The 20,524-nt window shown below is 70.9% G+C and carries 16 protein-coding genes; 7 read left to right on the top strand and 9 right to left on the bottom strand.

Annotated features, from left to right (window positions below; genetic code table 11):
- Nucleotides 1-932 (bottom strand): S-(hydroxymethyl)mycothiol dehydrogenase (locus AOK17_RS17165; protein WP_055613357.1); only part of this gene is annotated, 932 nt, incomplete at its 3' end.
- A gap of 237 nt (nt 933-1,169) precedes the next feature.
- Nucleotides 1,170-1,988: an IclR family transcriptional regulator gene (locus AOK17_RS17170; RefSeq protein WP_079053076.1), complete on the bottom strand. Its 819-nt coding sequence runs from the start codon at nt 1,986-1,988 to the stop codon at nt 1,170-1,172.
- A gap of 215 nt (nt 1,989-2,203) precedes the next feature.
- On the opposite strand from AOK17_RS17170, the gene AOK17_RS17175 reads away from it, so the two are divergent.
- Entirely contained in the window at nt 2,204-2,551 is a 348-nt protein-coding gene (locus AOK17_RS17175) for a bifunctional 3-phenylpropionate/cinnamic acid dioxygenase ferredoxin subunit (protein ID WP_055613358.1), read from the top strand.
- Nucleotides 2,548-3,729 (top strand): NAD(P)/FAD-dependent oxidoreductase, encoded by a 1,182-nt coding sequence (locus tag AOK17_RS17180; RefSeq protein WP_206190776.1) that lies wholly within the window; start codon nt 2,548-2,550, stop codon nt 3,727-3,729. Before AOK17_RS17175 ends, AOK17_RS17180 begins: the two co-directional genes overlap by 4 nt.
- A gap of 184 nt (nt 3,730-3,913) precedes the next feature.
- Here AOK17_RS17180 and AOK17_RS17185 read toward each other — a convergent pair whose 3' ends face one another.
- A complete protein-coding gene (locus AOK17_RS17185) occupies nt 3,914-4,501 on the bottom strand; it encodes a hypothetical protein (RefSeq protein WP_063997240.1) in 588 nt (195 codons plus the stop codon).
- 609 nt (nt 4,502-5,110) lie between these two features.
- Here AOK17_RS17185 and AOK17_RS17190 point away from each other — a divergent pair.
- The 3 genes from AOK17_RS17190 to AOK17_RS17200 are packed head-to-tail and all read left to right on the top strand — an operon-like array spanning nt 5,111 to nt 8,949.
- A complete protein-coding gene (locus AOK17_RS17190) occupies nt 5,111-8,107 on the top strand; it encodes a nitrate- and nitrite sensing domain-containing protein (protein ID WP_055613359.1) in 2,997 nt (998 codons plus the stop codon).
- On the top strand, nt 8,104-8,544 hold the full coding sequence (locus AOK17_RS17195) for a roadblock/LC7 domain-containing protein (protein WP_055613360.1): 441 nt from the start codon (nt 8,104-8,106) through the stop codon (nt 8,542-8,544). The genes AOK17_RS17190 and AOK17_RS17195 overlap by 4 nt, the downstream gene beginning before the upstream one ends.
- Nucleotides 8,545-8,553: 9 nt before the next feature.
- Nucleotides 8,554-8,949: a DUF742 domain-containing protein gene (locus AOK17_RS17200; protein WP_055613361.1), complete on the top strand. Its 396-nt coding sequence runs from the start codon at nt 8,554-8,556 to the stop codon at nt 8,947-8,949.
- A gap of 46 nt (nt 8,950-8,995) precedes the next feature.
- Here AOK17_RS17200 and AOK17_RS17205 read toward each other — a convergent pair whose 3' ends face one another.
- From AOK17_RS17205 to AOK17_RS17220, 4 genes are all read right to left on the bottom strand, one after another.
- A complete protein-coding gene (locus tag AOK17_RS17205) occupies nt 8,996-9,475 on the bottom strand; it encodes a thioesterase family protein (protein WP_055613362.1) in 480 nt (159 codons plus the stop codon).
- Nucleotides 9,472-10,431 (bottom strand): 3-hydroxyacyl-CoA dehydrogenase NAD-binding domain-containing protein, encoded by a 960-nt coding sequence (locus tag AOK17_RS17210; RefSeq protein ID WP_206190778.1) that lies wholly within the window; start codon nt 10,429-10,431, stop codon nt 9,472-9,474. The genes AOK17_RS17205 and AOK17_RS17210 overlap by 4 nt, the downstream gene beginning before the upstream one ends.
- Before the next feature lie 139 nt (nt 10,432-10,570).
- Nucleotides 10,571-11,464: a beta-keto acid cleavage family enzyme gene (locus tag AOK17_RS17215; RefSeq protein WP_206190777.1), complete on the bottom strand. Its 894-nt coding sequence runs from the start codon at nt 11,462-11,464 to the stop codon at nt 10,571-10,573.
- Between the two features lie 239 nt (nt 11,465-11,703).
- Nucleotides 11,704-12,573: an IclR family transcriptional regulator gene (locus AOK17_RS17220; RefSeq protein ID WP_079053080.1), complete on the bottom strand. Its 870-nt coding sequence runs from the start codon at nt 12,571-12,573 to the stop codon at nt 11,704-11,706.
- A 250-nt stretch (nt 12,574-12,823) separates the two neighbouring features.
- On the opposite strand from AOK17_RS17220, the gene AOK17_RS17225 reads away from it, so the two are divergent.
- Together AOK17_RS17225 and AOK17_RS17230 are read left to right on the top strand one after the other, a co-directional pair.
- On the top strand, nt 12,824-16,636 hold the full coding sequence (locus tag AOK17_RS17225; RefSeq protein WP_079053081.1) for a hydantoinase B/oxoprolinase family protein: 3,813 nt from the start codon (nt 12,824-12,826) through the stop codon (nt 16,634-16,636).
- Nucleotides 16,617-17,222 (top strand): GTP-binding protein, encoded by a 606-nt coding sequence (locus AOK17_RS17230; RefSeq protein WP_055613364.1) that lies wholly within the window; start codon nt 16,617-16,619, stop codon nt 17,220-17,222. Before AOK17_RS17225 ends, AOK17_RS17230 begins: the two co-directional genes overlap by 20 nt.
- Nucleotides 17,223-17,402: 180 nt before the next feature.
- On the opposite strand, the gene glpK is transcribed toward AOK17_RS17230, so the two are convergent.
- On the bottom strand, nt 17,403-18,914 hold the full coding sequence (gene glpK, locus AOK17_RS17235) for a glycerol kinase GlpK (RefSeq protein WP_055613365.1): 1,512 nt from the start codon (nt 18,912-18,914) through the stop codon (nt 17,403-17,405).
- A 35-nt stretch (nt 18,915-18,949) separates the two neighbouring features.
- The gene (locus AOK17_RS17240) at nt 18,950-19,675 is read right to left on the bottom strand and encodes an MIP/aquaporin family protein (protein WP_055613366.1); all 726 of its coding nucleotides are present in this window, start codon (nt 19,673-19,675) and stop codon (nt 18,950-18,952) included.
- Between the last annotated feature and the right edge of the window lie 849 nt (nt 19,676-20,524).

The raw sequence follows: 20,524 nt of genomic DNA on the forward strand, positions 1-20,524 counted from the left end.
GGCAGGCAGTCGCCGTACCAGGAGGACTTGATCGCGCCGCCCCGGGAGAAGATGTCGATCAGCGGGATTTCGATCTTCATGTCGGGGGACGGGACGCCGACCTGGACCAGCAGACCGGCGTGGTCGCGCATGTAGAAGGCCTGTTTGAAGGTCTCCGGGCGGCCCACCGCGTCGATGGCGATGTCGACGCCGTGTCCGTCGGTGAGCGCCCGTACGGCCTCGACCGGGTCGGTGCCGCGGGAGTTGACCGTGTGGGTGGCGCCGAACTTCTCCGCCTGGTCGAGCTTCTTGTCGTCGATGTCGACGGCGATGACCTTCATGGCGCCGTTGAGGCAGGCGCCCGCGATGGCCGCGTTGCCGACTCCGCCGCAGCCGATGACGGCGACCGTGTCGCCGCGGCCGACGTTGCCGGTGTTCACGGCCGCTCCGTAGCCGGCCATCACCCCGCAGCCGATGAGGCCCGCGGCCTCGGGCCGGGCCGCCGGGTCGATTTTCACCGCCTGTCCGGCCGCGACCAGGGTCTTCTCGGCGAAGGCGCCGATACCGAGGGCGTTGCTGAGCGGGGTGCCGTCCAGCAGCGTCATCGGCTGGGTGGCGTTGCGCGAGTCGAAGCAGTACCAGGGACGGCCGCGGCGACAGGAGCGACAGGAACCACAGGGGGCGCGCCAGGCCAGGACCACGTAGTCGCCGGTCTTGAGGTCGGTCACGCCCTCGCCGACCGCCTCGATCGTGCCGGCCGCCTCATGGCCCAGCAGGAACGGGAAGTCGTCGTTGATCGCGCCCTCCCGATAGTGCAGATCCGTGTGGCAGACCCCGCAGGCCTGCACGGAGACGAGCACCTCGCCCGGACCCGGGTCGGGAACGACGATCGTCTGCACCTCGACGGGTGCGCCCTTCTTCACAGCGACTACGGCACGGACCTCGTGTGGCACGACCAAGCTCCTCTGCTGTTGCGCAATGCACTATGGGTTGCGCGATGAGGAACATAGTGAGAACGCCGCCAAGGGGCCGTCAAGAGGTGCGGGTTAATCCTTGGCAAAAGGAACGGGCGGCACGAAATCTGTCCGACACACAGAAACGCGGGGCCAGGTGTTCCTGGCCCCGCGCTTCGTGCCGTGTTCGTCGGGCGACCGGTCTCCGGATCCGGTCGGCGTCCGGTCCCGCTTCCGTCAGAAGCCGTATCCCATCCGGCGCGACAGGTCGGCGGCGGCAGCCACCGTGCGCTTGGCGAGATCGGGCAGGTGGTCCGAATCCAGCCGGTACACCGGACCCGAGACGCTGATCGCGCCGATCACCTTCCCGTCGTGGGCGCGCACCGGGGCGGCCGTCGCGGCCAGCCCCAGCTCCAGCTCCTCCAGGGCGAACGCGTACCCCTGCTCCACCACGGCCTCCAGCTCGCCGCGCAGCGCGGCCGTGCCGGTGATCGTGCGCTCGGTGAAACGCGGGAGCGGTCTGGCCAGCAGTCCTTCCCTCAGGGTCGGCGGCAGATGTCCCAGCAGCACCTTTCCGCTGGACGTGGCGTGCAGCGGGGTGCGTCTGCCCAGCCAGTTCTGCGCGGTGACGGACGCGGCGCCGCGGGCCTGCATGATGTTGACCGCCGCGTTGTCGTCGAGCACCGCGATGTTGACGGTCTCGCCCACCTCGTCCGCGAGTTCGCGGCACACGGGCACACCCTCCTGCGAGATGTCCAGGCGCACTGCCGCCGCCCCCGCCAGGCGTAGTACGCCGGCACCCAGGTAATACTTCCCGCGATCCTTGGCCTGGGCGACCAGTCCCCTGTTCTCCAGCACTCCGAGGAGCCGGAAGGCGGTGGACTTGTGCACCTCCAGCTCGTCGGCGATCTCGGTGACGCCCGCCTCGCCGAGCCGGGCGAGGATCTCCAGCACGCTCACGGCGCGGTCCACGGACTGGACGGCGCTCCCCGCGCCCCTGCTCTGCTTCCCGGGTGTCTCCTCTGTGCGGTCAGCCTGCTTCTGCGTGCGGGTCATAACTCAACTCTCACCACCTGGCGGCCCGGATTGAGCCGCATCTGCCGGAAGCCCTTGACTTGACGGGCATCCCGCGCGGATTCTGTTGCGCATAGCGCTCCCTCGTGCGCCATACGAAACATCATGTTACCGAAGAGTCCGTGACCGGGAAGGTCTCGGACCAGACCGGACCTGAGAGGTCCCGGACCTTGGGTCCTGGACCGAGAGGGGGGCCCGTGATTCCCGTCTGCCGCCTTGATGACCTCCCCGCGGGCGAATCCGTCCGTATCGACACTGCACCGCCCATCGCCGTGTTCAACGCCGACGGCGAGTTGTACGCCATCGATGACACCTGCACCCACCAGGATGCGTCCCTGTCCGAGGGATGGCTGGAGGGTTGTCTGGTCGAATGCCCGCTCCACGCCGCGTCATTCGATCTCCGCACCGGCCTGCCCACGTGCCTTCCCGCACGCCGGGCCGTCCGCACCCACCGCGTCACTGTCGACGACGGCATGGTCCACGTCCACGTGGCGACTGAAGTGTTCGCCGAAGTGGCGGCCGAAGAGGAGGGCACGGCGGCATGAGGACCGTGACCGTCGTCGGGGCCTCGCTGTCCGGGCTGTACGCGGCCCGGGAACTGCGTGCCCAGGGGTTCGACGGGCGACTGGTGGTCGTCGGGGACGAACCGCACCGCCCCTACGACCGCCCCCCGTTGTCCAAGGACTTCCTCACCGGCCGGTCCGGCGAGGACCAACTCGCCCTCTCCGACGCCGAGGAGACCACCGAGCTCGACGCCGAGTGGCTGCTCGGCGTCCGCGCCCGCGGCCTGGACCCGCGCGGCCGGACCGTCCTCCTGGGCGACGGCCGCACCGTCTCCACCGACGGCGTGGTCATCGCCACCGGAGCCTCGGCCCGCAGGCTCCCCGGCTGCGAACTCGCCGGAGTCCACACCCTGCGCACCCTCGACGACGCGCGTGCGCTGCGTGCCGAACTCGCCGCGGGCACCCGCCGTGTCGTGGTCATCGGCGGCGGCTTCATCGGTGCCGAGACGGCCTCCTCCTGCGCGGGACTCGGCCACGACGTCACCGTCGTCGAGGCCGCACCCCTGCCGATGGTTCCCCAACTCGGCCCGGAGATGGCCGCGGTGTGCGCCGGACTGCACCGGCGCGGCGGCGTCGACCTGGTCACGGGCACCGGCGTCGCCGGGCTGCGCGGCACGGTCGCGGTGACCGGGGTGGAACTCGCCGACGGCCGGCTGCTCCCCGCCGACATCGTGATCGTCGGCATCGGAGCCACCCCCAACACCGACTGGCTGGCGGGCTCGACCCTCGCACTGCACGACGGGGTGCTGTGCGACGACGGCTGCGTGACCGGTCTGCCCCAGGTGGTCGCCGTCGGAGACGTCGCCCGCGTCGGCGGCACCCGCGCCGAACACTGGACCAGCGCCACCGAGCAGCCCCGGGTAGCCGTGCGCAACCTCCTCGCGGGACACACCGCGGAGACCGTGCGCCCGCTGCCCTACTTCTGGTCCGACCAGTACGGAGCACGGATCCAGTTCGCCGGGCGGCGGCTCGACACCGACACCGTCCGGATCGCGGAGGGCGGCGTCACTGACGACGCTCCCGACGAGGGCGGCTTTCTCGCCCTGTACGAGCGTGACGGCCGTACGACCGCGGTGCTCTCCGTGGACCGGCCACGGCCGTTCATGCGAGCCCGGCGTGAACTCGGGCGGGGGGTGACGGTGGAGGCTGCCGCCTCCTAGCGGGCGAGGGGTGCCGCCGCCTCCCGGCAAGGGAGAGCCGTCGCTGTGTCGTTGCGGGGGAGGGGCGCCGTCGTGGCCGCACCCCGAAGCAACGCCCTGGAGCGCTCGCCGAGGAGTGCTGCCGGGGTGCTTGCCGAGAGGTGTTCGCCAAGGGGCGTCGCCGTCCAGCAGAGGGGCGCCGCCGCTAGGAGTGCGACAACTGGCCCGCGCCGCCGCCCTGTCGGCGTATCCGCTCCTTGGTCCGCTCCGACGCCCGCTCCTGGCGCCGTGCCCTGCGCCGCTCGCGCCGCAGGGCACGGGCTGTGCTGCTGGGCACCGACACCACGCCGTTGCGCTGGTTCCACACCTGGCGCGTCACCCAGACGTCCAGGGCGCCCCAGGTGGCCACCACCGTGCTCGCCACGCTGCTCAGCACCATGGGGAACGCGAGCCAGGAACCGGCCAGTGTGCACAGGAAGGCGACCATCGCCTGGATCAGCGTGACGGCGATGATGATGACGGCCCGCACCGCGGACGCCCGTACGGGATCGGGCATCCGGCGCCTGGTCGCGGGCTCCTCGACCCACAACTGCCGGTAGTACCCCTGCTCTTCGGCCTCCGCCTCGGCCTCCATGGCGGCTTCCGCCCCGGCGTTCGTGACGTATTCAGCTTCAGCCTCGGCATTCGCGACGGCTGCCGCCTCAGCCTCCGTCTCGGCCTTCGAGTCCGGCTCCGCTTCCGCCTCCGTATCCGCGACGGTTTCCGTCCCGGTCTCCGCATCCGCTCCCGCCACGAACCGGGCCCCCCGTGCGCGCCGCGCCCCGGTTTCCGCCCCGGCCACTGTCGGGGACTCCCTGTTGGCCGCCCTCATCGGGATGCCAGCCGGAATGTCGTGATCCGGTGCCTGTGGACCCCGCCGTGTCTTCGTGGCTTCCGCGACGCCCGTCCCGGCTGTCCCGTGCCGCTCCGCCGTGCCCATCAACTCGTCACTCCCCAACCGCCCGACAACCGCCTGCTCCGGAGTCACGAGAACCCCGGCTCCCCATCAGTTGCCCGGCTTGCGCTGTTTTACGCTGCCTGGGCGCGGCATGCGGCACCTGCTGCCGATTCCGCCTCCAACTTCCGTACAGACAGACGATCGACGTAACCCGAAGATTCCCGCCGACCGTAAAATTCCGGCCAACTGGCCCGCTATGCGGACCGGATGGCGTCCGGTGTCCCGTGTCGGAATCGGGGAGGCAATCTCCCGCAATGAACGGACAACTCCTGATGTCCTGTTACCGTCCCGGAACGAGTCGGTCCGGACAGGCCTTCGAGATACCACTGTGTCGGTAGTAGGCTCACGCCGTTTGTTGACGCACATGTGTGCCCCCGGTCGCCGGGGGCCGAGCTGGGGGAGGCCATGCGCTTTCGCGGGAAGTCCATCCGCCGGAAGATCGTGGCGCTGTTGCTCGTGCCGCTGGTTTCCCTGACCGGGATCTGGGGCTTCGCCACCGTACTCACGGGGCGCGAGGTCAACCAGCTGTTCGACACGACGTTCATCGTCCAGGAGATCGGCTATCCGACCGAGGACGTCATCAGCGTCCTGCAGGACGAGCGACGCCAGACGCTCGTCTATCTCGCCGACCCCCGGGCCTCCGAGGCACGCGCCGATCTGCGGCGCACCCGGACCGCCACCGACGAGGTCGTGTCGAAGATCCGCAGGAACGCCAAGGACGGCGATCTGCGGGACGAGATGGGCGCGGAGACCACCGAGCGGCTCACCGCGATCCTGGACGCCTTCGACGGCGTCGGTCCGCTGCGCCAGACCGTCGAGGACGGCACGGTCACCCGCGAACAGGCTCTCTACCTCTACAACCGCCTGGTGGACCCCTGTTACACCCTCCTGGCCAACCTCCAGGTCCTCGACAACGTGGACGTGGACAAGCAGGGCCGCGCTCTCGTCAACATGTCGCGCGCCCGTGAGCTGCTCGCCCGTGAGGACGCCCTCCTCGGCTCCGCCCTCGTCGTCGGCCGGGTGACCCGCGAGGAGGCCCGCGACGTCTCCGACCTCGTCGCCCAGCGCACGCTCATGTACGAGGTCGGCCTGCCGCTGCTGCCCACCACCGAGCGCGCACGCTACGACCGCTACTGGAAGAACGCCTCCACCGCACCGCTGCGCGTGGCCGAGCAGTCCGTCATCGCCTCCTCGCCCGGCGAGCCCCGCGGAGTCACCGCGAAGAGCTGGGACGGCGTCGCGGGCGATGTCCTCGACGGTCTCGACAAGCTCAACACCCAGGCGAGCGACCGCTTCCAGGACCGCGTGCGCCCCGTGGCGATCGGCGTCATCGTCAAGGCCGGCATCGCCGGGGTGCTGGGCCTGGGCGCGCTGCTGGTCTCGCTCTTCATGTCCGTACGCATCGGCCGCAGCCTCGTCCGCGACCTGCGCCGCCTCCGTCAGGAGGCCCACGAGACCGCCGGCGTACGGCTGCCCAGCGTCATGCGCCGCCTCTCCGCGGGCGAACAGGTCGACGTGGAGACCGAGGTCCCGCGTCTGGAGTACGAGAAGAACGAGATCGGCGAGGTCAGCCAGGCCCTCAACATCCTGCAGCGGGCCGCCGTCGAGGCCGCCGTCAAACAGTCCGAACTGCGCAGCGGCGTCTCCGAGGTCTTCGTGAACCTCGCCCGCCGCAGCCAGGTCCTGCTGCACAAGCAGCTGACCCTGCTCGACACCATGGAGCGCAGGACCGACGACACCGACGAACTCGCCGACCTGTTCCGCCTCGACCACCTGACGACCCGTATGCGCCGGCACGCCGAGGGCCTGGTGATCCTCTCCGGCGCGGCCCCGTCCCGGCAGTGGCGCAAACCCGTCCAGCTGATGGACGTCGTACGCGCCGCCGTCGCCGAGGTCGAGGACTACGAGCGCATCGAGGTACGGCGGCTGCCGCGGATGGCGGTCACCGGGTCCGCGGTCGCCGACGTCACCCACCTGGTGGCCGAACTCCTGGAGAACGCCACGGTGTTCTCGCCGCCGCACACGGCCGTCCAGGTGCTCGGCGAGCGCGTCGCCAACGGCTTCACCCTGGAGATCCACGACCGCGGCCTCGGCATGGCCGCGGAGGCGCTCCTCGACGCCAACCTGCGGCTCGCCGAGACACCCGAGTTCGAACTCTCGGACACCGACCGGCTCGGTCTCTTCGTGGTCAGCCGGCTCGCCCAGCGGCAGAACGTCCGCGTCTCGCTGCAGCCGTCCCCGTACGGTGGCACCACGGCTGTGGTCTTCGTCCCGGACGCGCTCCTCTCGGACGACGTGCCCGACACGAACGGCATGGGCTTCCGGCTCGACCGGGCGCTCCCCCCGAAGCAGGACGGCGAAGAGGGCCGTACGGCGGCCCTGTCCCAGGTGCCGGTCACGCTGCCCGGCCGGACCGCCTCGATGCTGGACGGTCCCGTCGAACTGGAGGCGCCCGTCGATCTGGACGCCCTCGACGACTTCCCGGACGCCCTCGACGACCAGGAGGGCGAACGCGGCGGCATCTTCCGCCCGCGCCGCTCCATCACCGGGGTGCCGGGGGACCAGCAGCAGGTACGGCAGGATCCGCGCGAGCCGTCGCACGCCGACGGCGACGCCGAGGATCCGTCCGGCGGGCCCGTGCAGCTGCCGCGCCGCCGGACCCCCAAGCTCGTCAGCTCCCACGGGCGCCCCGTGACCCAGACCAAGACACGGCGCGACGAGGCCACGGACCGCGCGGACGCCGACGGGGTGACCGAACTGCCCCAGGCGGCCCGGGAGTCGACCGAGCGGCCGGGCGTCCTGGAGGACCTCCCGAAGCGGTCGAGGAGCGTCAGGCGAGGACCGTCCCGCCGCGAGGCGGGGGACTCCCTCGGCTCCCGCCGGGGCCCCTCGGACGACTGGCCCGGAGCCACCGACTCGGCGGACGGCCCTGTGGAGCGCCGTCAGGCCCTGGGACGCGGCGGCGAGCGCGGCGGGCCGACGGACCCCGGCGAGGCGCTCACACGCGGACCTGAGGCCGTCGAAGGCCGCGGGGACGCAGACGCCCCGGCCCTTCCCCAGCGCGCCTCGCGTCGCGGCGCCGAGTCCGGCGGCACCCATCCCGGTACTCCGGCCGGAGGCGGCGCAACCCGCCCCGGCGCGGCTGCCGGGGGCGGCACCGGCGCGCTGCCCCGCCGCGTGCGACAGGCCAACCTGGCCCCTCAGCTCAAGGACGGCCCCGACCGGCGGGCCGCGCACGACGCGGTCCGCGGGGCGGAGCCCACTGAGCGCGACGCCGACGAAGTACGCAACCGTATGGCCTCGCTCCAGCGCGGCTGGCGGCGCGGCCGTGAGGAGAACGCCGAGGGCGACGAGGCCCAGGACGGCACAGCACCAGGAACGACTAAGGGAGACGGTCGATGACCGCACCGAAGGCCGCCGGCCACACCACGACCAGCTCGTCGACGGGGGAACTCAACTGGCTCCTCGACGACTTGGTGGCGCGTGTCGCCAGCATCCGCAAAGCACTCGTGCTCTCCGGGGACGGCCTCCCCACGGGGGTCTCCACCGACCTGACGAGGGAGGACAGCGAACATCTGGCCGCCGTCGCCTCCGGGTTCCACAGCCTCGCCAAGGGCGTCGGGCGCCACTTCGAGGCGGGCAGTGTCCGGCAGACCATCGTCGAACTGGACGAGGCCTTCCTGTTTGTCACGGCGGCGGGCGACGGCAGCTGCCTCGCGGTCCTCTCCGACTCGGACTCCGATGTCGGGCAGGTCGCGTACGAGATGACGCTGCTGGTCAAGAGGGTCGGTGCACATCTGGCCGCCGCTCCACGCACCGAATTGCCCTCGGGCGGGTAGTGGGATGGCATGAGCGGAGACAGTCAGGGGATGTCCCACTGGTTCGACGACGAGGCCGGACCCGTGGTCCGTCCGTATGCCATGACACGCGGCCGCACCACCAGCGCGGCCCAGCACCGCCTCGACCTGATCGCGGTGGTCGTGACCGAGCTGCACGCCGACGACCCGGAGGCGGACCACTCGCTGTCTCCGGAGCATGTGGACATCGTCGGGCTCTGCCGTGACGCCCCCCAGTCGGTCGCCGAACTCGCCGCCGAACTCGACCTGCCCGTCGGGGTCGTACGCGTCCTCATCGGCGACCTCGTGGACGACGAGCTGGTCCATGTGACGCGTCCGGTGCCACCGGCCGAGCTGCCGGACGAAAGCATTCTCCGCGATGTGATCAGCGGCCTCCGGGCCCTGTGACGCGACCCGGAGGCCCGGCCGGTCCGGGCCTCCGCGTCAGAACACCTCAGACGATCCGGGCGATGGAACGCCCGGCCCACACGGGCGCCGTCTCCACCAGTGGGGTGAGCCGGTCGCGGACGCCCTCCGGGAACGGGATGGCCCGTCCGGCCTTCTGGTCCACGTGGAGGGCGAGCAGTTCCGACGTGGCGACCACGGCGGCGTCCTCGTCAGGTGCGGCATTCGCCGCGTCCAGGACGTACATCTCGTGCGTGAAGTGCGCCTTCTTGCCGCCCGCTCCGAGGATCCGGGTGCGGACGCCCAGGTGGGCCCCCTCGGGTACGTCCCGCAGATAGCGGAGGTGCGACTCGACGGTGTAGAGCGAACAGCCGCTGTTCGCGCGGTACATGGCGTCCATGCCCGTCGCGTCCATCATCGCGTCGGTCGCGTGGCCGAAGACGAGGACGTAGAACGCCTCGCTCAAGTGCCCGTTGTAGTCGATCCACTCGGGGCGCACGGTCTCGCAGAACAGGGGGAGGGACGTCATCGCGCGCCGGTCCCGGGCAGCCGGCCGGTGGCGCGCAGCACGTCTATGACCCCCTGGTCGCGCTCCGCGACGAGGTCCGCGATCGTCCGTCCGTCGGAGGCGTCCTCGCAGCCCGCGACGACGGCGTCGTAGAGCGCCCGGTCCAGCTCCGGGGCATCCAGCCGGGTCCACGGGGACTTCAGGGACGGGCCGAAGTGGTCCAGCATGTGCGCCATGCCGCCCTCTCCGCCCGCCAGCGCGAACGTGAGCATCGGGCCCATGAACGCCCAGCGCAGACCGGGGCCCTCGGTGATGGACCGGTCTATCTCACGCACCGTCGCCTCACCGTTGGCGACCATGTGCAGGGCCTCCCGCCACAGCGCCTCCTGGAGACGGTTGGCGATGAAACCGGGGACCTCGCGCTCCATGGTGATCACGGACTTGCCCGCCACCTCGTAGAAGCGGGAGGCCCACTCGACCGCTGTCGCGTCCGTGTGCTCGCCGCCGACGACCTCGACGAGCGGGATGAGGTACGGCGGATTGAAGGGGTGGCCGACGACCAGCCGGTCCGGGGTGACGGCCTCCGTCTGCATGTCCGACATCGGGTAGCCGGAGGTGGACGAGGCGATGACGATCCCGGCGGGCGTCGCCGCGTCCAGCTTCGCCAGCAGCTCGCGCTTGAGCTCCAGCTTCTCCGGGGCGCTCTCCTGCACGAACTGGGCCTCCGACACCGCCTCTTCGAGCGTGTCGGTGACCGTGAGACGGGCCGGGGAGGCGCCCGGGGCGAGGCCGATCCGCTCCAGCGCGGGCCACGCGGCGTCCACGAGACGGCGCAGCCGTGCCTCGGCGTCGGGTGCCGGATCCCACGCCCTGACGTCATACCCGCGGGCCAGGAAGTGGGCGACCCAACCACCGCCGATGACCCCGGCACCGACGCAGGCCACGGTGCGTACGTCCTGGGGGGCGGGCCGGGGCACGGAGGCCCGCGCGGTGTCGGTGCCGGGGGCGTCTGAAGTGTGGGGCACCAAGGGCTCCTTGAGGTCTCGACGTGGGGGGACGGCGGCTGTTGCCGGTGGTGTGCGGGGCGCGCGGCCGGCGCGCACCTTGTTCCGCGGGTCAGCCACGCGGCTTGAGGCCGAGCTTCAGCCGGGCCTCGTCCGGCGTGGCGACGCGCGCCCCCATCGCCTCGACGATCGTCACCGCGCGCTCGACCAGTTGCGCGTTGGTCGCCTTGACGCCCTTGCCCAGGTAGAGGTTGTCCTCCAGGCCGACCCGTACGTGCCCGCCGAGCAGCACCGACTGGGCGACCCACGGCATCTGCATCCGCCCGAGGGCGAAGCTGGCCCACTGGGCGCCCTCCGGCAGCATGTTCACCATCGACTGCAGTACGCCCGGATCGGCGGGCGCGCCCCACGGGACGCCCATGCACAGCTGGAAGACGGTCGGATCGTCCAGCAGCCCCTCGGTGCGCAACTGCTTGGCGAACCAGAGGTGCCCGGTGTCGAAGATCTCCAACTCGGGCCGTACGCCCAGCTCCTGGATGCGCCTCGCCCCCGTACGGAGCATGTCCGGGGTGGACACATAGAGGTTCGAGCCGTCGCCGAAGTTGAGGGAGCCGCAGTCCAGGGTGCAGATGTCGGGCAGCAGGTCCTCGACGTGCGGCAGCCGGTCGAGTCCGCCCACGAGGTCGGTGCCGGGCAGCTGCCTCAGCGGCTCCTCCGGGTCGATGACCAGATCGCCGCCCATGCCCGCGGTCAGGTTGATCACGACGTCCGTGCCGGTCTCCCTGATGCGCTCGACGACCTCCCGGTAGAGCCGCGGGTCACGGGAGGGCGCCCCCGTCTCCGGATCGCGCACGTGGATGTGGACGGCGGCAGCTCCGGCACCCGCGGCCTCGACGGCGGAGCGGGCGATCTGCTCGGGGGTCACGGGGACGTGCGGGCTCTTCCGCACGGTGTCGCCGGCACCGGTGAGGGCGCACGTGACGATGACGTCCTGGTTCATGGTCATACGGGGGCCTCCGCTCTGCGGGGGTGGGTATCAGGTGGAGTGGTTGCTCGCATCGCGTTCGTGCGTCGCATATAACGAACATGCCGTGTGTGGCCACCGTGCGTCAAGGGCGCCCACCCGCGGCACCGGCACGGGCACCGGCGCGGGCGATGCGACACCGTCGGTACGGGTCCCGCGGCGAGCACCGGCCCACCGGCAGTGCCTGCCCGCCGCTGGAGTCGGCAGCCCGCCCCGAGGCGTCACAACGCGCGCGCCGCCCGCGCCACCTCTTCGGCCGCACCGCACGCCAACGCGCCCAGCGCCGGGAAACGGGACTCGGGCACCCGGTCCTGCGGGCCCCAGATGCTGAGCACGGCGAACGGCCGGTCGCGGGTGCCGAGCACGGGCGCGGACACCCCGTACAGATTCCGCTCCATCTCACCCGCGCACACGCTGTACCCGCGCTCCCGTGTCTCGGCCAGCTCCGCGCGCAGCCGCCCCCGATCGGCGACTGTCGTGTCGGTGTAGGCGGTCAGCGGCTCGGCCAGCAGCACGTCCACTTCTTCCGCCGGCAGCCAGGCCAGCAGCGCCTTCCCGGTCGAGGTGGCGTGCAGCGGCGCCTGCCGCCCGAGCCACTTTGCGCTGAGGACCACCGGGGGAGTCACCTCGTCGATGTACGTCAGCCCCAGCTGCTGCACCACCGCGAGGTTGGCCGTCTCGCCCGTCTGCTCGCTGACCTGGCGCAGGACGCCGTGGGAGCGCCGGATGAGCCCGTCGAACCCGGCGGCCGAGGCCATTCGGGCGACCGCGAAACCCACGGTGTAACGGCTGGTCAGCGGATCGCGCTCGACCAGGCCGTACTGCTCCATGGTGGACAGCAGCCGCCAGGCCGTGGCCCGGTTGAGCCCGCAGCGGCTCGCGAGATTCGTCGCCGTTTCGCCGTCCGGCGCGCTGTCCGCCGTCGCCTCCAGCAGGGTGATCGCCCGCTCCAGGGACTGGACCTTGCCGGACGATCCACCCGGCTCGGCCAGCCGGGAGGCGGTGCCGTAGGTGTCGTGGTTGCCGTCTGTGTCGCCGATGGTGCCGGCAGCGGTGCTGTCGTCTGCGCGAGGGGGCTTGGGCGTACGCATTTCCTTGGCTCCTGACAGTTCGGCCGGAAGTCGGCCCCTTGGCCGGCCTGAGTGCGATCCCGAGCTTCTCATTATCCGTGCAGTCATTGCATTATGTGAACGCTCTGGCGTCCGAATGAGCGAGGCCGGCCATCAGGCGATGCCCGCTCCGGGCCGAACGCCGAGGTGCCGGACCCCGATATGATCTGACCGATCGTCGAAAGGCACCTCCGGCTCAGGGCCGGAGCAGCGCGACATCGGGGAGACAGACGTGAAGGGCTGGCAGTTCTGGGTCGACCGCGGTGGCACCTTCACCGATGTCGTCGCCCAGCGCCCCGACGGACGGCTGCTCACCCGCAAACTCCTCTCGGACAACCCGTCCCGGTACGCCGACGCGGCCGTGGCAGGGATCCGCGAACTCCTCACCGAAGCCGGTGATGCCTCAACAGGAGGGGCGGCCGAGCAGGACCCCGGTCACCACAACGGCCTACCGGTGGAATCCGTTCGTATGGGCACCACCGTCGCCACCAACGCCCTCCTGGAGCGCAAGGGCGAACGCACCCTCCTCGTCGTCACCCGCGGCTTCCGTGACGCGCTGCGGATCGCCTATCAGAACCGCCCACGGATCTTCGCCCGGGAGATCGAACTCCCCGAACTGCTCCACGAGCGCGTCATCGAGGTCGACGAACGCATCGCCGCCGACGGCACCGTCCTGCGCGCCCCCGACCTGGACGCCCTCGCCGGGCCCCTCCAGGAGGCGTACGACGCCGGAATCCGCGCCGTCGCCGTCGTCTGCATGCACAGTCACCTCCACCCCGCCCACGAGCAGGCCGTCGGCGAACTGGCGGCCCGCACCGGCTTCCCGCAGATCTCGCTCTCCAGCGAGGTCAGCCCCCTGATGAAACTCGTCCCACGCGGTGACACGGCCGTTGTCGACGCCTATCTGTCGCCGGTCCTGCGCCGCTACGTCCAGCACGTCGCCGACGAACTCCGTGGCGTACGGCTGATGTTCATGCAGTCCAACGGCGGCCTCGCCGAAGCCGGACAGTTCCGCGGCAAGGACGCCATCCTCTCCGGGCCGGCCGGCGGCATCGTCGGCATGGCGCGGATGTCCCAACTGGCCGGCTTCGACCGCGTCATCGGCTTCGACATGGGCGGCACGTCCACGGACGTCTCGCACTACGCGGGCGAGTACGAACGTGTCTTCACCACCCAGATCGCCGGCGTCCGGCTGCGCGCGCCCATGCTCGACATCCACACCGTCGCCGCGGGCGGCGGATCCGTCCTCCACTTCGACGGCTCCCGCTACCGCGTAGGGCCGGACTCGGCGGGAGCGGACCCCGGCCCCGCCTGCTATCGCGGCGGCGGCCCGCTCACCGTCACCGACGCCAACGTGGCCCTCGGCCGGATCCAACCCGCCCATTTCCCCAGGGTGTTCGGCCCCGACGGCGACGAGTCGCTCGACGACACCCTCGTCCGCGACCGCTTCACCGCCCTTGCCGACGAGATCCGCGAGCGGACCGGCGACGACCGCACGCCCGAGCAGGTCGCCGAGGGCTATCTGCAGATCGCCGTGGCCAACATCGCCAACGCAGTGAAGCGCATCTCGGTCCAGAAGGGCCACGACGTCACCCGCTACGTGTTGACCACCTTCGGCGGCGCGGGCGGCCAGCACGCGTGCATGGTCGCCGACTCGCTCGGCATCCGCACGGTCCTCGTGCCGCCGATGGCCGGGGTGCTCTCCGCGCTCGGCATCGGGCTCGCCGACACCACGGCCATGCGCGAACAGTCCGTCGAGGCGCCCCTGGAAGCCTCCGCGATGCCCGGCATCCTCAAGACCGCCGACGACCTGGAGGGCGCCGCCCGCGCCGAACTCCTCGCCGAGGACGTCCCCGAGGACCGCATCCGGGTCACCCGCCGGGCCCAGCTGCGCTATGACGGCACGGACACGGCACTCACCGTCGAGCTGACCGAGCCCGATGCCATGACCCGCACCTTCGAAGACCGCCATCGCGCCACCTACTCCTTCACCCTCGACCGTCCGGTCGTCGTCGAAGCCCTCTCCGTGGAAGCCACCGGTCTCACCGAACCCCCCGATCTCTCCGCCCTCGTCACCCCGAACTCCGCGCCCGGCACCCCGGAGACGGTCCGCCTCCACACCGGCGGCACCTGGCGCGACGTACCCCTGCGCCGCCGCGAGGAACTGCCCCCGGGCGACACCGTCACCGGCCCCGCGATCATCACCGAGGCCAGCTCGACGACCGTCGTCGACGACGGCTGGCAGGCGGCCATGACCGACGACGGGCATCTGGTCATGGAACGCGTGGCGGTCACGGAGAGTTCCGATCTCGGCACGGAAGTCGACCCCGTTCTCCTTGAGGTCTTCAACAATCTCTTCATGGCCATCGCCGAACAGATGGGCGCCCGCCTGGAGTCCACCGCCCAGTCCGTCAACATCAAGGAGCGCCTGGACTTCTCCTGCGCGCTCTTCGACCCCGACGGCAACCTGGTCGCCAACGCCCCCCATATTCCAGTGCACTTGGGCTCGATGGGCACCAGCGTCAAGGAGGTCATCCGCCGTCGGGGCGACAGCATGCGCCCCGGGGACACATACGCGGTCAACGACCCGTACCACGGCGGCACGCACCTCCCCGACGTCACGGTGATCACCCCGGTCTTCGACACGGAGGGTGACGGCACGAAGGGCGGCGACGATTCGGAGAGCGACGTCAGAGACGGCGGCGCGGACGGCGGGCGCATCCTCTTCTACGTCGCCTCGCGCGGTCATCACGCCGAGATCGGCGGCATCGCGCCGGGCTCCATGCCCGCGAACAGCCGCACCATCGAGGAGGAGGGCATCCTCTTCGACAACTGGCTGCTCGTGGAAGGCGGCCGTCTCAGGGAGGCCGAGACCCGAAGCCTCCTCACCGAGGCGCCCTACCCCTCGCGCAACCCGACGACCAACCTCGCCGACCTGCGCGCCCAGATCGCCGCCAACCAGAAGGGCGTCGACGAAGTCGCCCGCATGATCGAGCACTTCGGGCTCGACGTCGTCCAGGCGTACATGAAGCACGTCCAGGACAACGCGGAGGAGGCCGTCCGCCGCGTCATCGACACCCTTGAGGACGGCGAGTTCGCCTACGAGACCGACTCCGGGGCCGTCATCCGGGTCCACGTCTCCGTAGACCGCGAAAAACGCTCCGCGAAGGTCGACTTCACGGGCACGTCGCCGCAGCTCGCCACCAACTTCAACGCGCCGTTCGCGGTGGTCAACGCGGCCGTCCTGTACGTCTTCCGCACCCTGGTCGCCGACGACATCCCGCTCAACGACGGCTGCCTGCGGCCCCTCGACATCGTCGTACCTCCCGGGTCGATGCTCGCCCCGGAACCACCGGCCGCCGTAGTGGCGGGAAATGTGGAGACGTCGCAGGCGATCACCGGCGCGCTGTACGGTGCTCTCCGGGTGCAGGCCGAGGGCTCCGGCACCATGAACAACGTCACCTTCGGCAACGAGCGTTACCAGTACTACGAGACCGTGGCCTCCGGGTCCGGTGCGGGCGACGGCTTCCCCGGCGCGCCCGTCGTACAGACCCACATGACCAACTCGCGACTCACGGACCCCGAGGTCCTGGAGTGGCGACTGCCGGTCCAGCTCGACGAGTTCGCCGTACGGCGCGGCAGCGGCGGGGCCGGAAGGTGGCGGGGCGGTGACGGTGCCGTACGCCGCATCCGGTTCCACGAGCCGATGACCGTCTCCACGCTCTCCCAGCACCGCAGGGTCCCGCCCTACGGTATGGCGGGCGGCGAACCCGGGACGCTGGGCGCCAACCGCGTGGAGCGCGCGGACGGCACGGTCACCGAACTCGCCGGGAGCGACGCGGCCGAGGTCGGGCCCGGCGACGTGCTGGTCATCGAAACACCCGGCGGCGGCGGATACGGGCCGCCACCGCCCGGCACCACCGAAGCAGGCTCCACCGCTGAACCGAGCTCCACCACCCGAGCAGGCTCCACCGATGCAAGCTCCACCGAAGCACGCGACACCACTGAAGCAGGAGAAGAGAACGATGATCTTCGGGCGTACTGAGCGCGGCAAGGCCCCCGTTGAGCCCGTCACGCTCAAGATCCTCGTGGCGGGCGGCTTCGGCGTGGGCAAGACGACCATGGTCGGCGCCGTCAGCGAGATCAAGCCGCTGCGCACCGAGGAGCTGCTGACCGAGGCGGGCCGTCCCGTCGACGACACCAGCGGTGTGGAGGGCAAGCACACCACCACGGTCGCCATGGACTTCGGCCGCATCACGCTCCGCGAGGACCTGGTGCTGTACCTCTTCGGGACGCCCGGTCAGAACCGCTTCTGGTTCCTGTGGGACGAGCTCGCCACCGGAGCCCTGGGTGCCGTCGTCCTCGCCGACACCCGCCGCCTGGAGGACTGCTTCGCCGCCGTCGACTACTTCGAGCGGCGCTCCATACCGTTCGTGGTGGGCGTCAACTGCTTCGAGGGCGCGGCCCGTTACCCCACCGAGACCGTCCGCCAGGCCCTCGACCTGGACCCCGGAGTCCCCGTCGTCCTGTGCGACGCGCGCGGCCGGGAGTCGGTCAAGGAGGTTCTCATCGAGGTCGTCCAGCACGCGATGGCGTACGCCGCGGCGCACCGCCAGGCCGTCACCACCTGAGACACCGGCCGGCGGCGCCCAACCGACCGGGCAGCCGGCACGGGCAGGGGCACCGGCACGAGTACGACCCGTACCCCCGCCGACAGGGGTACGGGCCGCAGTCCTCAGGCACTCCTCATGGGCCACGCGCGCGTGGCCCTCGATGGCGCACGCGCGCGTGGACCTCGAAAAAGGGCCGGGTCAGCCCTCGCCGTCCTCGTGCCAGCCGAAGCTCTTCTCCACCGCCTTGCGCCAGTTGTGGTACTCGCGGTCGCGGACGGACGCCTCCATGTCGGGCGTCCACTCGACGTCCTTCTGCCAGTGCGTCTTCAGCTCGTCGAGGTCGTTCCACACCCCGGTCGCCAGACCGGCCGCGTACGCAGCGCCCAAGCAGGTCGTCTCGGAGACCTTCGGGCGGATCACCGGCACCCCGAGCACATCGGCCTGGTGCTGCATCAGCAGATTGTTCTTGGTCATGCCGCCGTCCACCTTCAGGGTGGTGATCTGCACCCCGGAGTCCTGGAACATCGCGTCCACGACCTCACGCGTCTGCCAGCTCGTCGCCTCCAGGACGGCCCGCGCGAGGTGTCCCTTCGTGACGTACCGGGTCAGCCCGGTGACGACACCACGCGCGTCCGAGCGCCAGTAGGGCGCGAACAGACCCGAGAACGCGGGCACGATGTACGCGCCGCCGTTGTCGTCGACGCTCGCGGCGAGGGTCTCGATCTCGTCGGCGTTGCGGATGATGCCGAGCTGGTCGCGGAACCACTGCACCAGCGCCCCGGTGATCGCGATGGACCCTTCGAGGCAGTAGACCGGCGCCTCCGTGCCGATCTTGTACCCCATCGTGGTCAGCAGCCCGTTCTTCGAGGGCACGGGCCGGTTCCCGGTGTTGAGCAGCAGGAAGCTGCCCGTTCCGTACGTGTTCTTGGCCGTGCCCACGTCGTAGCAGGCCTGTCCGAACACCGCGGCCTGCTGGTCGCCCAGCGCCGATGCCACCGGGACGCCCGCGAGTTGGCCGACGGCGGTCCCGTACACCTCGGACGAGGACTTGATCTCCGGGAGGACGGCCTCGGGGACGTTCATCGCGGAGAGGATGGACTGGTCCCACTGGAGCGTTTCGAGGTTCATCAGCATGGTGCGGCCGGCGTTGGTCACGTCGGTGACGTGCTTTCCGCCGTCGGTGCCGCCGGTGAGGTTCCAGATCAGCCAGGAGTCGATCGTGCCGAAGGCGATCTCGCCGCGTTCGGCACGGGCCCGCAGCCCCGGCACGTTGTCGAGCAGCCAGGCCGCCTTGGGCCCGGAGAAGTAGCTGGCCAGCGGCAGTCCGGTCTGCTCGCGGAAACGGTCCTGCCCGTCCGAGCCGCCGAGTTCGTTGCAGAGCGCGGAGGTACGGGTGTCCTGCCAGACGATCGCGTTGTGCACGGGCTTGCCCGTGGCGCGGTCCCACAGGACGGTCGTCTCGCGCTGGTTGGTGATCCCCAGCGCGCTGAGCTGGTCGGCGCGGAGCCCCGCCTTCGCGAGCGCGCCCGCGACCACGGCCTGCACCTTCGACCAGATCTCGGTGGCGTCGTGCTCCACCCAGCCCGGCTTGGGGAAGATCTGGCGGTGTTCGCGCTGGTCGACGGCGACGATGGCGCCGTCCTGGTTGAAGACGATGCAGCGGCTGGACGTGGTGCCCTGGTCGATTGCGGCGACGAACTTGTCCGTCATGACGTCCCCTTCGTCGGATTCTTCGGACGGCTGCCTCAGAAGGCTGCTTTGAAGATGAGCCCGGCAAGCACTCCGCCGATCAGCGGCCCGACCACCGGGATCCACGAGTAGCTCCAGTCCGAGGTCCCCTTGTTGGGGATCGGCAGGATGGCGTGGGCGATGCGCGGGCCCAGGTCACGGGCCGGGTTGATGGCGTACCCCGTGGGACCACCGAGCGACAGACCGATGCCGACCACCAGGAACGACACGATCAGGATCGCGGTTCCGGACTCGCCGAGCCCCTTGGTGAGGCCGAATGCCAGGATCGGCAGCACCAGACCGATGGTCGCGATGATCTCGGTGATGAGGTTCGCCACGGGATTGCGGATCGCGGGGCCGGTGGAGAAGATCCCGAGCGTGGGCTGCGCTATCTCCTCGTCGGCGTTGGCCTGGAACTGGGCGTAGTAGACCAGCCAGCACAGCACCGCGCCCAGGAAGGCGCCGACCATCTGTCCGGCTATGTAGATGTGGACCTTGTCCCAGTCCCCGGTGTCGATGGCGATGCCGACGGTCACCGCCGGGTTGAGGTGCCCTCCGGACAGCGGGGCTGCGGTGTAGGCACCGGCCAGTACGCCGAAGCCCCAGCCGAACGCGATGACGACCCAGCCGGCGTCCTTCGCCTTGGAGTAGTTGAGTACGACCGCGGCGACCACTCCGGCGCCGAAGAGGATCAGTATCGCTGTGCCGATGACCTCACCGACGAAAATGTCTCCGTTGCTCATGGCGGCTCCTAGGCCCAAGCCCGGGGCGATCCGCCCCGGTCCACCGTGCAGGGTGCGTTCCCATGGCTACTTCTGCCGAGAGCAGGGAGATCCCGCGCCCCGCCCGGCGTCCGTGACGAGCGTGCCGTCGTAGTCGGATCGCCCGTGGGGGCATGACCCGTTGGCGCAGGCCAGGGCCTGCGCGGCGCAGTGCCTGAATACGCCGGAATGCGGCGATGCCGACTGACACCGGAAGTGTTCACCGGTGCTGTGAGAGCGTCAAGGTCGCGGGCGACAACGGTTCACGCCCGCGCGGCCGGCCCGGCGGGGCCGCCGCGTTCCGGGGTGTGTATACGGCGATGGAGCGAGTGCGGCCGACGGGTTCTGCGGCGGGAGCCGGGCGGGGCTCGTCAGCATTCGGCCGGACAGGGCGGACGCGGCCTTCGCGTACGCGCGCCTCGGTGGAGAGCGTGTGTGCCGGTGGCCTGGGGCGAAGAGGGCGCCGAGAGGTCTACGGAACCGGCTGTGCCGGTGGCCTGGGGCGAGCAGGGCGGCCCGGGAGATTTGCGGAACGGCTGTGCCGGTGGCCTGGGCGGAGAAGGCGGCCGGGGGGCCTCCGGAGTCGGCTCGGCCGGTGGCGCGGCCTTCGCACCATCACGGGGCGGGCCGGCGCTGCCCCGGCACCCCTCAGCCGCCGACGACCAAGCAGGTCTGCCGGGCCCGGTGACCAAACCGGTCTGCCCGGTTCGGCCACCAAGCCGGTCTGCCCGGTGCCGCCGCGCCGCGGGCCCGCCCGACGCATCGCCGCGCCACCGCTCGCCCCCTGCCGAGCTCAACCCACTGCTGAGCTCGGCTCACCCACGCCCGGGC

The organism is Streptomyces phaeochromogenes, from assembly GCF_001418655.1.
Lineage (GTDB): Bacteria > Actinomycetota > Actinomycetes > Streptomycetales > Streptomycetaceae > Streptomyces > Streptomyces phaeochromogenes.

What these genes read in the sequence shown, in the direction of transcription:
- AOK17_RS17170 (WP_079053076.1), bottom strand. Translation starts at nt 1,988, where the DNA reads ATGACCCGCACGCAGAAGCAGGCTGACCGCACAGAGGAGACACCCGGG.
- AOK17_RS17180 (WP_206190776.1), top strand. Translation starts at nt 2,548, where the DNA reads ATGAGGACCGTGACCGTCGTCGGGGCCTCGCTGTCCGGGCTGTACGCG.
- AOK17_RS17190 (WP_055613359.1), top strand. Translation starts at nt 5,111, where the DNA reads ATGCGCTTTCGCGGGAAGTCCATCCGCCGGAAGATCGTGGCGCTGTTG.
- AOK17_RS17195 (WP_055613360.1), top strand. Translation starts at nt 8,104, where the DNA reads ATGACCGCACCGAAGGCCGCCGGCCACACCACGACCAGCTCGTCGACG.
- AOK17_RS17200 (WP_055613361.1), top strand. Translation starts at nt 8,554, where the DNA reads ATGAGCGGAGACAGTCAGGGGATGTCCCACTGGTTCGACGACGAGGCC.
- AOK17_RS17205 (WP_055613362.1), bottom strand. Translation starts at nt 9,475, where the DNA reads ATGACGTCCCTCCCCCTGTTCTGCGAGACCGTGCGCCCCGAGTGGATC.
- AOK17_RS17215 (WP_206190777.1), bottom strand. Translation starts at nt 11,464, where the DNA reads ATGACCATGAACCAGGACGTCATCGTCACGTGCGCCCTCACCGGTGCC.
- AOK17_RS17220 (WP_079053080.1), bottom strand. Translation starts at nt 12,573, where the DNA reads ATGCGTACGCCCAAGCCCCCTCGCGCAGACGACAGCACCGCTGCCGGC.
- AOK17_RS17230 (WP_055613364.1), top strand. Translation starts at nt 16,617, where the DNA reads ATGATCTTCGGGCGTACTGAGCGCGGCAAGGCCCCCGTTGAGCCCGTC.
- glpK (WP_055613365.1), bottom strand. Translation starts at nt 18,914, where the DNA reads ATGACGGACAAGTTCGTCGCCGCAATCGACCAGGGCACCACGTCCAGC.
- AOK17_RS17240 (WP_055613366.1), bottom strand. Translation starts at nt 19,675, where the DNA reads ATGAGCAACGGAGACATTTTCGTCGGTGAGGTCATCGGCACAGCGATA.